The organism is Allobosea rubneri (genome assembly GCF_032464875.1).
Lineage (GTDB): Bacteria > Pseudomonadota > Alphaproteobacteria > Rhizobiales > Beijerinckiaceae > Allobosea > Allobosea rubneri.
Genome location: NZ_JAWDID010000017.1, coordinates 94,646 through 107,569, shown reverse-complemented (window position 1 = coordinate 107,569; position 12,924 = coordinate 94,646). Strand labels below are relative to the sequence as shown.

At 68.0% G+C, this 12,924-nt stretch carries 13 protein-coding genes and 1 other RNA gene; 9 read left to right on the top strand and 5 right to left on the bottom strand.

From position 1 onward, the window contains the following. The 4 genes from RKE40_RS13570 to RKE40_RS13555 form a co-directional block, all read right to left on the bottom strand. On the bottom strand, window positions 1-1,239 hold a 1,239-nt coding region (locus tag RKE40_RS13570), incomplete at its 3' end, for an HlyD family secretion protein (RefSeq protein ID WP_316018760.1). A 112-nt stretch (window positions 1,240-1,351) separates the two neighbouring features. Next, a complete protein-coding gene (locus RKE40_RS13565) occupies window positions 1,352-2,140 on the bottom strand; it encodes an N-acetylmuramoyl-L-alanine amidase (RefSeq protein ID WP_316018759.1) in 789 nt (262 codons plus the stop codon). Further along, on the bottom strand, window positions 2,137-2,883 hold the full coding sequence (locus tag RKE40_RS13560) for a TerB family tellurite resistance protein (RefSeq protein ID WP_316018758.1): 747 nt from the start codon (window positions 2,881-2,883) through the stop codon (window positions 2,137-2,139). The genes RKE40_RS13565 and RKE40_RS13560 overlap by 4 nt, the downstream gene beginning before the upstream one ends. A gap of 224 nt (window positions 2,884-3,107) precedes the next feature. Continuing rightward, window positions 3,108-3,398 (bottom strand): glycine zipper domain-containing protein, encoded by a 291-nt coding sequence (locus tag RKE40_RS13555; protein WP_066472615.1) that lies wholly within the window; start codon window positions 3,396-3,398, stop codon window positions 3,108-3,110. 295 nt (window positions 3,399-3,693) lie between these two features. Between RKE40_RS13555 and RKE40_RS13550 the strand changes: the two genes are divergently transcribed. Then, complete coding sequence (locus tag RKE40_RS13550) at window positions 3,694-4,362, top strand: lytic transglycosylase domain-containing protein (RefSeq protein WP_316018757.1); 669 nt, start codon at window positions 3,694-3,696, stop codon at window positions 4,360-4,362. 45 nt (window positions 4,363-4,407) lie between these two features. Continuing rightward, an RNA gene (gene rnpB / locus RKE40_RS13545) (RNase P RNA component class A) lies at window positions 4,408-4,800 on the top strand. Between the two features lie 68 nt (window positions 4,801-4,868). Here rnpB and RKE40_RS13540 read toward each other — a convergent pair. Continuing rightward, a complete protein-coding gene (locus RKE40_RS13540; RefSeq protein WP_316018756.1) occupies window positions 4,869-5,294 on the bottom strand; it encodes an organic hydroperoxide resistance protein in 426 nt (141 codons plus the stop codon). 204 nt (window positions 5,295-5,498) lie between these two features. Here RKE40_RS13540 and RKE40_RS13535 point away from each other — a divergent pair, with 204 nt between their 5' ends. The 7 genes from RKE40_RS13535 to RKE40_RS13505 all read left to right on the top strand — a co-directional run bounded on the left by RKE40_RS13535 (window position 5,499) and on the right by RKE40_RS13505 (window position 12,914). Next, window positions 5,499-5,987: a MarR family winged helix-turn-helix transcriptional regulator gene (locus RKE40_RS13535; RefSeq protein WP_390893359.1), complete on the top strand. Its 489-nt coding sequence runs from the start codon at window positions 5,499-5,501 to the stop codon at window positions 5,985-5,987. A 373-nt stretch (window positions 5,988-6,360) separates the two neighbouring features. Beyond that, the gene (locus RKE40_RS13530) at window positions 6,361-6,819 is read left to right on the top strand and encodes a division/cell wall cluster transcriptional repressor MraZ (RefSeq protein ID WP_316018755.1); all 459 of its coding nucleotides are present in this window, start codon (window positions 6,361-6,363) and stop codon (window positions 6,817-6,819) included. Window positions 6,820-6,845: 26 nt separating this feature from the next. After that, entirely contained in the window at window positions 6,846-7,841 is a 996-nt protein-coding gene (gene rsmH / locus RKE40_RS13525; RefSeq protein WP_316018754.1) for a 16S rRNA (cytosine(1402)-N(4))-methyltransferase RsmH, read from the top strand. Between the two features lie 2 nt (window positions 7,842-7,843). Continuing rightward, a complete protein-coding gene (gene ftsL, locus RKE40_RS13520; protein WP_316018753.1) occupies window positions 7,844-8,233 on the top strand; it encodes a cell division protein FtsL in 390 nt (129 codons plus the stop codon). Then, window positions 8,230-10,008 (top strand): peptidoglycan D,D-transpeptidase FtsI family protein, encoded by a 1,779-nt coding sequence (locus RKE40_RS13515; protein ID WP_316018752.1) that lies wholly within the window; start codon window positions 8,230-8,232, stop codon window positions 10,006-10,008. The genes ftsL and RKE40_RS13515 overlap by 4 nt, the downstream gene beginning before the upstream one ends. Window positions 10,009-10,021: 13 nt before the next feature. Next, on the top strand, window positions 10,022-11,485 hold the full coding sequence (locus RKE40_RS13510) for a UDP-N-acetylmuramoyl-L-alanyl-D-glutamate--2,6-diaminopimelate ligase (RefSeq protein ID WP_316018751.1): 1,464 nt from the start codon (window positions 10,022-10,024) through the stop codon (window positions 11,483-11,485). A gap of 1 nt (window position 11,486) precedes the next feature. Further along, window positions 11,487-12,914 (top strand): UDP-N-acetylmuramoylalanyl-D-glutamyl-2,6-diaminopimelate--D-alanyl-D-alanine ligase, encoded by a 1,428-nt coding sequence (locus RKE40_RS13505; protein ID WP_316018750.1) that lies wholly within the window; start codon window positions 11,487-11,489, stop codon window positions 12,912-12,914. Window positions 12,915-12,924: the final 10 nt, after the last annotated feature.

Sequence of the window (12,924 nt, the reverse complement as noted above, 5' to 3'; positions counted from 1 at the left end):
CTTCTGCTCCGGCGTCGGCTGCACGTCCTCCTCGATGCGCTCGCGCAACGCGCCGGCGGCACGGTTCCCGCCGCCGCGAGCGGCCGGCGCCTCGGCGGGGAGGGCGGTCGGGCCGCCGAGCGGGCGGAAGCGCAGGGCGGCGTTCGGCACGCGCAGCACGTCCTGCCGGTCGTCGGTGACGATCTGCACATTGGCGGTCATGCCCGGCAGTAGCGCGAGGTCGCGGTTCTCGACACGCACCACGCCGGTGTAGGTGACGACGTTCTGGATGGTCTGGGCGCCGAGACGCACCATCTCGACCTTCCCCTGGAAGCTGCGGTTCGGATAGGCGTTGACGCTGAAGGAGACGGTCTGGCCGGTCTTGAGGCGCCCGACATCGGCCTCGTCGATATTGGCGTAGATGTCGATGATGCGCAGGTCCTGGGCGATCTGGAAGAGCTCCGGCGCCGAGAGCGAGGCGGCGACGGTCTGGCCGAGATTGACCTGACGCTGGACGACGACGCCGTCGACCGGCGAGCGGATATCGGTGCGCTCGAGATCGATCAGGATGTCCTTCAGCTTGGCCTCGCGCTGGGAGATCAGCGCCTCGCCGGACTGGACCTGCCCTTCGGCGAGCGAAATATCGGCATCGAGCCCGCTGATCTCGGCCTTGAGCGAGGCGATCTGGGCTTCGTTGGAGGCGAGCGTCGCGGTCTGGATCTCGACCTGGGTGCGGGCGCTGTCGAGGCCCTGCTGGGCGCCGGCGCCGCGGGTGAAGAGCTCGTTCTGGCGATCGAAGGTGCGCTTGGCGTCGGTGAGCTGCGCCTTGGTGCGGTCGCGCTGTGCTTCCAGGTCCTTGACGGTGGAATCCGCCTTGGTCCGGGCGACCCTGGCGCGCTCCAGCTGGGCGCGCTTGACGACGAGGTCGGCCTTGGCCTGGGAGAGGTCGGCGGCCGCGGCGTCGCGGCGGGTCTTGATCTGGTCGCTGTTCAGCCGGGCGACGATCTGGCCCGCCTTCACCTGCGAATTATAGTCGGCGAGGATCTCGACGACCTGGCCGGAGAGCATCGAGCCGACCACCACGGTGGTGACGGGGGTCAGGGTGCCGGTGGCGCGGACTGAGGCGGTGATCTGGCCGCGATCGATCGCAGCCGTGCGGTAGGCGGCGTCGTTGGCCACGCCTCCTGTCGGCCGCAGGGCCAAATAGCCGGTGGCGAGCGCTGCCGCACCGATACCGGCCCCGATTACCCAGACGCGCACGTTCGATTCTCCTCCGGCAGCGCAGCATGGTCGCCCTGCCATAGCAGCAGCATGCCAGAAACGGGCGGCGCAGACGAGTTAACTCGCTGCAATGTTGGAGAAAGCTGCGGCTCTACGCCGTCCGCGCTTCCTGTGTCAGCGCCAGGAGGTCGCGTAGCGTCGTGATGGTCGAGCCATCGGCGACGCCGTCGATCTTTTCAGGCCGCCAGTGACGCTGGAAGGCGGCGACGACGGCCTCGAAGCGCTCGTCATAGACCCCGTCGACCGAGACGCCGTAGCCGAGCATGGCGAACATCGCCTGCAGGGCTTCGACCGGCGGGCCGGCATCGCCGCGGGCGAAGAAGCGGCCGCCCTTGATCGGCGCCGGCTCGACCCAGATGCCGACGCCGCCTTCAGCGAAGCGACGCCAGGGAAACTTCTCGCCGGGATCGATCTTGCGGCCGGGCGCGATGTCGGAATGGGCGAGCACGCGCTCGGGCGGGATTTGCCAGCGCTCGCAGATGTCGCGGCAGAGGTTCAGCGTCGCGGCGAGCTGCTCCTCCGGGAAGTCGGGAAGGCCGCCGGGATGGCCGGGATTGGCGATCTCGATGCCGATCGAGGCGGAGTTGAGATCGGTCTCGCCGGCCCAGTGCGAGGCGCCGGCATGCCAGGCGCGGCGCTCCTCGGGCACGAGCTGGAGGACGTGGCCGTTCTCGAAGACGAAGTAGTGGCAGGAAACCTGGGCGATCGGGTTGCACAGCCATTGCAGTGCCTCGCCGGTGTCGGGCATGCCGGTATAGTGCAGGATCAGCGTGTCCGGGCGGCGATCGGCAGACCCGTCACGGAACTTGCGCTCGCCATGGTTGGGCGAGGGGAAGACCTTGGCGGCGAAGCGGCTGTCGGGCTTGGTCGTGACGCTCATGCCGGCGCAGCCAGCCGGCCTGCGAGGCCGCGCTCCTTCTGGATCGCATCCCAGGCGGCATTGATCGCGGCAAGCCGGCGCGTCGCGATGCAGATGGCCTCTTCGGGCAATCCGCGGGCGATCTCGCGATCGGGGTGGTTCTCGACCACCAGAGCGCGATGCAGCTTGCGGATCTCGGCGTCGCTCATCTCGCGGCTGGCGCCGAGCACGAGATAGGGGTCGTCGCGGCGGCGGACATGGCGCGCCTCGATGCGGGCGAAGCCGGCCTCGTCGATGCCGAAGATCATCGCGACGTCATGCAGATAGTCGTGCTCGCGCTCATGGATCGCGCCGTCGGCGGCAGCGATCAGGAAAAGCCCGTCGAGCACGTCCTCGAGCAGGGCCGGCTCCTCGCGGAAGCTCTCGGCGATCTGGCTGGCATAGGCCTCGAAGCCGGCGCTGGTCTGCTTGGCGAGGTCGAACAGGCGCTCGATATGGCCCTGCTCGTCGGCCGGCACCGTGACGATACGGCGGAAGGCTGCGACCTCGTCGCGCGTCACGACGCCGTCGGCGCGCGCCATCTTGGCGGCGAGTGCGACGAGACCCGTGGTGAAGATGAGCTGGCGGGGCGCCGGACCGAAGGGCGCTCCCTCGCGGTCGACCAGGACATGGCCGGCAAGCGCGCCGACGAGCGCTCCGAGCGGCCCGCCGAGCGCAAAGCCGAGGCCTCCGCCCCCCAATGCGCCCCAGTGGAATGATTTCATCGTTCAGCCCGTCCCGGTGCAGGACGCGAAACGGTGGGAACCGGTCTTCCGCATGAAGCCCGATCTAAAGCATCGTGCCGAAAAGCGATATCCACTTTATCGACGAAAGCCGGCGCTGCGACAAAGCGGCAGCGACAAGGCGATGGATCGCCAGTCGACGTCCGGCAGGACGCATGGCGATCCATCGGATGAGAGGCGTTCAGGCCTGCTCGAACGAGACGTGCTCAGCGGCAGTAGAGCCGGCCGTAGCGGTCGCGGTAATAGCCATAGGGGCAGCCGTCATAATAGCCGTCATCATAATAGGGCGAGGTCGCCGAGCCGATGATGGCGCCGCCCGCTGCGCCGATCAGGCCGCCGGCAACGGCGCCGCCCGCGCGGCCGGTGGCGAGACCGCCGATCACGGCGCCGGTCGCGGCGCCGATCGCGGCACCTCCGCCGACGCGCTGCTCATGCGGCGTGCAGGCCGCGGCGCCCAGAGCGAGGCCGACGGCCGCGACTGCCAGCAATTTCTTCATCTCATTCCCCCGTCTCAGGTCGATCCGACGCAACAAGGCGCTTTTGGTCTCGACCGGCCCATTGCGACCGGCAATTGCGGTCGCAATGCGGCAATGATTTGGCCTTTTGCCTTGACTGCGTCAACGCCGCCGCACCCGAATCGTTCCATGCTTCAATACATGATGATTACTTTTGAATGATTTAGACAGTAATAATCAATCCGGCATAGTATAATATAGATTTGCTGGCGAATCTGCCGGATTGTCGTCACATTCGTCTTTCATTTGCCCCGCTGTTCAATCCGATCAACGCCACATGGGGCTCCCCAATATGAACCGGATCTATGGTAGCGGCTGCGCCGCCTTCGCGATTTGCCTGGGCCTACTGCAACCGGCTGCTGCCGAGATCAATGCCGAGACCGATGCCCGCGCCTTCATCGTGCGCGAGGCCGAGATCAGGCGGGCCAAGGAAGCGGTTGAGAGCGGTCAGCAGCAGGCGCGCCTCGCACCGGAAGGGGCTGTCGAGGCGGGTTCCTCGGCGACGCAGAAGCTCGCCGGCAAACCCGGCAAGGGCGAAAGGCCGCGCCGTCAGGCGCTGGCGGCGCCGGCCGGCAGCGACAATCTGCGGGCTCTCGTCGCCCGCCACGCGGCCGCCAACGGCGTGCCCTTTTCGCTGGCCGATGCGGTGGTCCGCATCGAAAGCCGCTACAATCCGCGTGCGGCCAATGCCGGCAATTACGGCCTGATGCAGATCCGCCACCAGACGGCGCGTGGCGTCGGCTACAGCGGCGGCGCCGCCGGGCTGCTCGATGCCGAGACCAATGCCCGCTACGGCATGAAGTACCTCGCGCAGGCCTACCGGCTCGCTGGCGGCGACACCTGCCGCACCGTGATGATGTACCAGAGCGGCCACATGGCCAAGCGCATGAGCGGCGCGAACCGCACCTACTGCTCCAAGGTGCGCACCATCACCGCCAGCAACTGAGCCGGCGCTTGACGCCGGAGGCGCAAGAGCGCACAGGCGATCCCGCCAGTCGGCCGGACGGCCGCTCCCGCTTCGCGGGGGAGGAAAGTCCGGGCTCCACGGAAACACGGTGCCGGATAACGTCCGGCGGGGGCGACCCCAGGGAAAGCGCCACAGAGATCGAACCGCCCCTGGCTTCGGCCGGGGGTAAGGGTGAAAAGGTGCGGTAAGAGCGCACCGCGTACCCGGCAACGGGGACGGCATGGCAAGCCCCACCGGGAGCAAAACCAAATAGGGACGATGCTTTCCGTGCAAGCGGGGAGGGGCCTGTTTCCTGGCCTGGTCGTCCGGGTTGGTTGCTCGAGGCGCGCAGCGATGCGCGTCCCAGAGGAATGGCCGTCACGTCGGGGGAGAAATCCTCCGGCCATCCAGAACCCGGCTTACAGGCCGGCTGGCGCCCAAAACTTCGCAACGAAAAGGGCCGGGAGCGCTCCCGGCCCTTTCGCGTGTTGCCGGTTCGGGAAGGCTCAGCCGGCGACCGTCAGCTCGACCTTGATGTTGCCCCGTGTCGCGTCCGAATACGGGCAGACGATGTGAGCCTTCTGGACGAGGTCCTCGAGCTTGGCCTTCTCGATGCCCGGCGCCGCGATCGTCAGCTTGACGGCGATGCCGAAGCCCTTGCCGTCGTCGCGCGGGCCGATGCCGACATCGGCGCTGACGCGCGCATCGTCCGGGATCTTCACGCCTTCCTTGCCGGCGGCGAATTTCAGCGCCCCAAGAAAGCAGGCCGAATAGCCCATGGCGAAGAGCTGCTCGGGATTAGTGCCGTCGCCACCGCCGCCGCCGAGTTCCTTGGGCGTGTTGAGCACGAGCTTGACGTTGCCGGTGTCGGTCGCCGCCTGGCCTTCGCGGCCGCCCGTCGCGGAACCATGGGCGGTGTAGAGGATCTTCATCGCTGCTCTCCTTGCTGGGCGGTTGTCCGCCGTGGTCGATGTGAATTAAATTGTGCACAATCTAATTGCTTGCAATTCAAATTTCCGTGAACCGGCGGCGCACGGCGCGATGAAAGAGTATCTTGGCTCCATGGCAGGGGAGACTGTTCTAAGGGCGAGTTGTTCCAATCCGATCGGATTGCTTCCCCTGACTGAGGAGCCACGATGCGGACAACTGACGGCAAGGACATGACGAAGGATGCGAATTCGCGGTTGGTACGAGGTCTCGACGAGCAGATCTGCTTTGCAGTCTATTCGGCCGCCCATGCCTTCAACCGGGCCTACCGGCCGTTCCTGGCCGAGCTCGGTCTGACCTATCCGCAATATCTGGTCATGCTCGTGCTCTGGGAGCAGGACGGCCAGAGCGTGAAGGCGATCGGCGAGCGGCTGATGCTGGATTCCGGCACGCTGACGCCGCTGCTCAAGCGTCTCGAGGGGAATGGCCTGATCCTGCGCAAGCGCGGCCGGGAAGATGAGCGGCAGGTGCTGGTCGATCTGACCGAGACGGGCCGCGCCCTGCGCGACAAGGCGGGTCGCTCGGTCAACCCGGTGCCCTGCGCGGTCGAGGAAAGCGGCGTCCCGCCGGCGCGCCTGCTGGAGGAAATCCGCGCCTTGCGGGAGGCCTTGCTGCGTCGCGCGGCTGCGGAAGATTAGGTCCGGCCGAGTACGGTCGACCGCCTCAAAAATATTTCTTCGCGGGCAGGCCGGATGGGGCGGCCAACGCATGCGGCGTCGCGTGTGCTCGCGCGCCGGAAATCGACGTTTTTACGGATAGTTAACCTTAACGGGCTGTGATGTTTCCAGGCTGGCGCAGGGTCGCGTCTGGCCCCCTGAATCCGTTGACGCCCATAATATCCCATGGTATCCCAAATCATCCCGTCGAAACCGACAGGCAAGCGACAGGTCAGGGTCCGTGTGCCGCGCGGATTCAGGCCAAGGGCTTCGCTTTGTCGGGTTCGACGGGAGTATCAGCGGTCGGCTCTGACCGGCCTGCTCCGCACCGTGGAAACCTGGCCGGGAGGCGGCGTTGACGGACCGCTTCGTCTCCCATTTCACCAACAAGCTGGACGCCAAGGGCAGGGTCTCGATCCCTGCGACCTTCCGTGCCGTGCTGGCGAAAGACGGCTACGAGGGGCTCTACGTCCATCCGGCGCTCGATCAGGCCAGCCTCGATTGCGGCGGCCATGCGCTGCGCGCGACGATCGACGACATTCTCTCGCGCTTCTCGCCCTTCTCGGAGGAGTGGGATTCGCTCTCCACGGCGCTGAACGGAACCTCGGAAGTGTTGAAGGTCGACCCGGAGGGGCGCATCGTGCTGAGCGAGGCGCTGAAGGCCCATGCCGGCATCGGCGACGCGGTCGCCTTCGTCGGGCAGGGGCACAAATTCCAGATCTGGGAGCCGGAGCGCTTCAAGGCCCATCTCGACCAGGCGCGGGCGAAGCTGCGGGACGTCAGGCGCGCGCTCGGCGCGACGGTGACCTCGTGAGGGCGTCGTCTGAAGGGGAGGTGGCCATGCCGCACGTACCCGTCCTGATGGAGGAGGCGCTCGACGCGCTCGCGCTGAAGCCGGGCGGTCGCTATCTCGACGGAACCTTCGGCGCCGGCGGCTATTCCCGCGCCCTGCTGACGCGCGAGCCGCAGGCGGAGCTTCTTGCGCTCGACCGTGATCCCAATGCCATTGCCGGTGGAGCCGATCTCGTCGCCGCCATGGCCGGGCGGCTGACCCTGGCGCAGGCCCGTTTCGGCGCTCTTGCTGAAGAAGCCGAGCGTTTCGGCATGACGCCGCTCGACGGGGTGGTGCTCGACATCGGCGTCTCGTCGATGCAGCTCGACCAAGCGCAGCGCGGTTTCTCGTTCCGCTTCGACGGGCCGCTCGACATGCGCATGGAGGCCGATGGCCAGAGCGCTGCCGAGCTCGTCAACGAGGCCGACGAGGGCGTGCTCGCCAACATCATTTATCACTATGGCGAGGAACGGCGCTCGCGCGCCATTGCCCGCGCCATCGTCGAGGCACGCCGCAAGACGCCGCTGACCACGACCAAGCAATTGGCCGATCTCGTCGCAGGCATCGTCCGGGCCGACCCCAACGGCCCGCATCCGGCGACGCGGACCTTCCAGGCGCTCCGGATCGCGATCAACGACGAGCTCGGCGAGCTCGTCCGGGCGCTGCATGCCGCGGAAGCGGCGCTGGCACCGGGCGGACGCCTCGCCGTCGTGACCTTCCATTCGCTCGAGGACCGCATCGTCAAGCAGTTCTTCGCGCAGCGCTCCGGCAAGGCTCCCGCCGCCTCGCGCCATGCGCCGAGCGCAGCGGTGCCGACGGCGACCTTCCGGCCCGTGATCAAGGGAGCGTTGGCGCCGTCCGAGGCCGAGATGCGTGCCAATCCGCGGGCCCGTTCGGCGAAGCTGCGGGCCGCCGAGCGCACCGAGGCCGCGGCGCGCTCGCCCGATGCCGAGCTGGTCGCGCTCGCCGTCGTGCCCGCCCCGCAAACCCGTCGGAGAAGCTGAGCGTGATCAAGCTGCTGCACGTCATCGCCATCGGCGCGCTGGTCTCCTCGGCGCTCTATGCCTATTCGATCAAGTACGAGACGACGCTGGAGGCCGAGCAGCTGCAGAAGCTGAAGGCCAAGGCCCAGCGCGAGCGCGACGCGATCGCCGTGCTCAAAGCCGAATGGCAGTTCCTCAACCGGCCCGACCGGCTGCAGGCGCTGGCCGACCGGCATCTCGATTTGCAGCCGCTGGTGATCAACCAGGTCGTGCGCCTTTCCGACATCCCCAATCGCGGGCCGAAGGTCGATTCGATCGGCCGCAAGCTCGAGGATCTCGGCCTCGGCCTGCCGACCGAGACGCCGCGCAACGTCAAGAGCAACAACTCCACCACGCCGGGAGGCCGCCCATGACGACCGAGCCCGTCGCTCCAGCCGTAGTCGCGGCACCGGTGGTCGAAAAGCCGCGTCGGCCGAGCCTGCGGGCCGGCCTGCTGCGTGACGTCTTCCGGATGAGCGGGGAGAAGAGCGGGCCGCGCGTCGGCCTCGTCATCCTCGGCTTCAGCGCACTCTTCCTGGCGATCACCGGCCGGCTGGTGGCGCTCGCTGCCTTCCCGAACGATCAGGTCGGCTTGCGCCGGGCGACCTCGAACGCGATCTCGGCGGCGCGGCCCGACATCGTCGATCGCAACGGCACGGTGATGGCGACCGACATCCGTACCGTCTCGGTCTTCGCCGAGCCGCGCAAGATCCTCGACAAGGACGAGGCGACGGAACTGCTCACGGCGGTGCTGCCGGATCTCAACGCCAAGGAACTGCGCGACAAGCTCGGCACCAAGAAGGGCTTTGTCTGGGTCAAGCGCGAGATCACGCCGCGCCAGCAGGCCGAGGTGCACCGGCTCGGCATTCCCGGCGTCGGCTTCGTGCCCGAGAACAAGCGCGTCTATCCGAACGGCCCGGCGGCCGCGCATGTGCTCGGCTTCGCCAATGTCGACAATGTCGGGATTGCCGGCATCGAGAAATACATCGACTCGCAGGGGTTGCAGGACCTCAACGGCGCCGGGCTCGCGGTGCAGGCCTCCGACCTGAAGCCGGTGACGTTGTCGGTCGATCTGCGCGTCCAGCACCTCCTGCGCGACGAACTCCTCAAGGGAATGGAAAAGTACCGGGCGCTCGCCGCGGCCGGAGCGGTCATGGACGTGAACACCGGCGAGATCATCGCCACCGTTTCGTTGCCTGATTTCGACCCGAGCAACCCGGTCGACGCGCTCGAGAAGGACCGGATCAACCGGATCAATGTCGGCGTCTACGAGATGGGCTCGACCTTCAAGGCGCTGACCGTCGCGATGGCGCTCGACACCGGCAAGGCCAACATCAATTCGAGCTATTCGACCGCCGGCGGCATGATGCGCTTCGGCCGCCAGGTCATCCGCGAGTATCGGGGCGGCACCGGCCGGACGCTGACGGTGCCGGAAGTGTTCGTGCACTCCTCGAACATGGGCACCGTCAAGATGGCGCTCTCGGTCGGCGTCGAGGGGCACAAGGCCTTCCTGCGCAAGATGGTGCAGCTCGACCGCATGCAGACCGAGCTGCCGGAGAGCGCTTCGCCGATCGTGCCGCAGCGCTGGGGCGAGCTCAATACCGCGACGATCGCCTTCGGCCACGGCCTCGCGGTGGCGCCGATCCAGGCGCTGGCGGCGGTCGCGGCGCTGGTCAATGGCGGCAAGCTGATGACGCCGACCTTCATCAAGCGCACGGCCGAGGATGCGGAAGCCGTCAGCACCCGCGTGATCAAGCCCGAAACCTCGGAGGCGATGCGCTACATCATGCGCCTCAACGGCGAGCGCGGCTCGGCCCGCAAAGCCGATGTCGCCGGCTACTTCGTCGGCGGCAAGACCGGCACGGCCGAGAAGGTGATCAACGGCCGCTACGCCAAGAACAAGAACTTCACGACCTTCATGGCGATCGTGCCGGCCGACAAGCCGCGATACCTGTTCCTTTCGATCTATGACGAGCCTAAAGGCTATGCCGAGAGCGGCGGCTATTCGACGGCCGCCTGGAACGCCGGCATCACCACCGGCAAGGTCATTGAGCGGGCGGCGCCGATTCTCGGCCTGCCGCCGCGCTTCGAGCCGCCGGTCGCGCCCTTCCCCTTGATGGCGAAGCTCGGCGCCTGGGGCACACGCTAGGCGGACGAAAAAGATGCAAGATACCGGTTTCAGCCTCGGCCAGCTCTTTCCCGGGGCGTTTCCGGACGATGCCGAGCGGCGCGTCGCGGGCATCGCCTTCGACAGCCGCAAGGTCGCGCAGGGCGAGGCTTTCGTTGCGCTCGCCGGCGCCAGGACCGACGGCGCCCGGTTCATCGCCGATGCTGCGGCGCGCGGCGCGGTTGCCATTGTTTCCGGCCAGCCCCGGCCAGCGGGGCTTGCCCCCGGCATCGCGTTCGCCGAGGTTTCCGACCCGCGCCGGGCACTGGCGCTCGCCGCGGCCAAGGTGCATCCGCGCCAGCCGGCGACCATCGTCGCGGTGACCGGCACCAGCGGCAAATCCTCCGTCGCGGAATTCACCCGACAGATCTTCATGGCGCTCGGGCGGGAGGCGGCGAGCCTCGGCACGATCGGCATCGTCACCGCGGCCGGGGCCGATTACGGCTCGCTGACCACGCCCGACCCGCTCTCGCTGCACGCTTCTCTCGACCGCCTGGCCGGGGAAGGCGTCAGCCATGTCGCGATGGAAGCCTCCTCGCACGGGCTCGACCAGCGCCGGCTCGACGGGGTGCGGTTGACGGCCGGCGCCTTCCTGAATCTCGGCCGCGACCATCTCGACTATCATCCGAGCGTCGAGGACTACCTCGCTGCCAAGCTCCGGCTCTGGGAGTTGCTCCCCGCCGGAGCGCCGGTCGTGATCAACCGCGATGAGCCTTACGCCGCCGAGGCGGCGCAGGCCGCTGCAGCCGCAGGCCATCCGGTGATCGGCATCGGCCGGGGCGGGGATCGGCTCAGGCTGCTTTCGGTCGAGCGCAAGGGCTTCTCGCAGCGCCTGCGCGTTGCCGTCGACGGTGGCGAGGTCGAAGTGATGCTGCCGCTGGTCGGCGATTTCATGGCCGGCAATGCGCTGGTCGCGGCGGGGCTCGCCATTGCGGCGGGCGAGGAGCCGGAGGCCGCGGTCGCGGCGCTGTCTGGGCTCAAGGGCGTGCCCGGCCGGCTGGAGCGCGTGGCCGAGCACAATGGCGGGCTCGTCGTCGTCGACTATGCCCACAAGCCCGATGCGCTCGCGGCGGTGCTCAGGACGTTGCGCCCCTATGCCAGCGGCAGGCTGATCTGCGTCTTCGGCTGCGGCGGCGACCGCGACCGCGGCAAGCGACCGCTGATGGGCGGGATCGCGGCGGAGGGCGCCGATATCGCCATCGTCACCGACGACAATCCGCGCAGCGAAGACCCGGCCGCAATCCGCGCCGAGATCCTCGCCGCCGCGCCGGGCCTGCGCGAGATCGGCGACCGGGCGAGGGCGATCACTGCAGGTGTCGCCGAATTGCAGCCGGGCGACCTCCTGGTCGTTGCCGGCAAGGGCCATGAAACCGGCCAGATCATCGGCGACCGGACCTTGCCGTTCTCCGACCATGAGACGGTGCGGCACGCGGTTGCCGAAATCAGCGGGAGAACATGAGATGACGGCTGCGCCGCTCTGGACCGGAGCCCGCCTGATCGAGGCGATGGAGGCGCGGGCGCAAGGCCCGCAGCCGGCCGCGGTGACCGGCGCTTCGATCGATACCCGGACCCTCGAGCCGGGCGATGCCTTCTTCGCCATCCAGGGCGATGCGCGCGACGGGCATGATTTCGTCGCCGCCGCGCTCGAGAAGGGCGCGGCGCTTGCCGTCGTCGACGAGGCGCACGCCGGGGTTTTCCCGGTAGAGGCGCCGCTGGCGGTCGTGCCGGACGTGCTGCGCGCGATGGAGCGCGCCGGTATGGCACGGCGCGCCGAGCTTCACGCCGGCGTCCTCGCGGTCACCGGCTCGGTCGGCAAGACCGGCACCAAGGAGGCACTGCGCCTCGTACTCTCGCGACAGGGCAAGACGCATGCGCCGGTCGCGTCCTACAATAATCATTGGGGCGTGCCGCTGACGCTGACGCGTACGCCGGCGGATGTGCGCTACGGCGTCTACGAGATCGGGATGAACAGCCCCGGCGAGATCCTGCCGCTCGCCCGTATGGTCCAGCCGGAGGTGGCGATCATCACCACGGTGCAGCCGGTGCATCTCGCCGCCTTCGAGTCGATCGAGGGCATCGCCCGCGAGAAGGCGGCGATCTTCAGCGGGCTGAAGGCCGGGGGCACGGCGATCATCAACGCCGACATCGCCCAGACCGGCCTGCTGCGTGAGCTGGCGCAGGCGAGTCCCGCCGGGCGCATCATCAGCTTCGGCGAGAGCGAAACGGCCGATGTCCGCCTGCTCGGCTGCTCGCTCAAGCCCGATATCTCGACGGTCGAGGCCAATGTGCTCGGCCGGCCAGTCACCTATAAGCTTGGCAGCCCCGGCAAGCACATCGTTCTGAATTCACTGGCGGTGCTCGCAGCAGTCGAGGCGATCGGGGCCGATCTCGCCTTGGCCGCGTTGGCGCTCGCCGAACTGAAGCCGCCGGCCGGACGCGGGGCGCGCCAGATGCTGCATGCGCCGTCCGGGCCGTTCACGCTGATCGACGAGAGCTATAACGGCAACCCGGCCTCGATGCGGGCCGCGATCGAGAATCTCGGGCGGATCGACGCCCATGGTCGCGGCCGGCGCATCGCCGTGCTCGGCGACATGCTGGAACTCGGCGAAAGCGGCCCAGCGCTGCACAAGGGGCTCGCCGAGGCTGTCACCGGCAACGGGGTCGATCTCGTCTTCGCATGCGGACCCCTGATGCGTTCTCTCTACGATGCCTTGCCTTCACGCCAGCGCGGTGCTTATGCCGCCCAGGCGAGCGGACTCGAGCCACTGGTGCTCGATGCGCTGCGCGCCGGCGACGTCGTCACGGTCAAGGGCTCGCTCGGTTCGCGCATGGGCTCGATCGTGAAGGCGATGACCGCCCGCTTCCCGGTCGTCACGGCCGACGACTGAGGACAAGGAA

Coding starts and splice junctions, on each gene's coding strand:
- RKE40_RS13540 (WP_316018756.1), bottom strand. CDS start 5,294: ATGAAGATCCTCTACACCGCCCATGGTTCCGCGACGGGCGGCCGCGAA.
- RKE40_RS13565 (WP_316018759.1), bottom strand. CDS start 2,140: ATGAGCGTCACGACCAAGCCCGACAGCCGCTTCGCCGCCAAGGTCTTC.
- RKE40_RS13560 (WP_316018758.1), bottom strand. CDS start 2,883: ATGAAATCATTCCACTGGGGCGCATTGGGGGGCGGAGGCCTCGGCTTT.
- RKE40_RS13550 (WP_316018757.1), top strand. CDS start 3,694: ATGGGGCTCCCCAATATGAACCGGATCTATGGTAGCGGCTGCGCCGCC.
- RKE40_RS13510 (WP_316018751.1), top strand. CDS start 10,022: ATGCAAGATACCGGTTTCAGCCTCGGCCAGCTCTTTCCCGGGGCGTTT.
- RKE40_RS13515 (WP_316018752.1), top strand. CDS start 8,230: ATGACGACCGAGCCCGTCGCTCCAGCCGTAGTCGCGGCACCGGTGGTC.
- RKE40_RS13535 (WP_390893359.1), top strand. CDS start 5,499: ATGCGGACAACTGACGGCAAGGACATGACGAAGGATGCGAATTCGCGG.
- RKE40_RS13555 (WP_066472615.1), bottom strand. CDS start 3,398: ATGAAGAAATTGCTGGCAGTCGCGGCCGTCGGCCTCGCTCTGGGCGCC.
- rsmH (WP_316018754.1), top strand. CDS start 6,846: ATGCCGCACGTACCCGTCCTGATGGAGGAGGCGCTCGACGCGCTCGCG.
- RKE40_RS13505 (WP_316018750.1), top strand. CDS start 11,487: ATGACGGCTGCGCCGCTCTGGACCGGAGCCCGCCTGATCGAGGCGATG.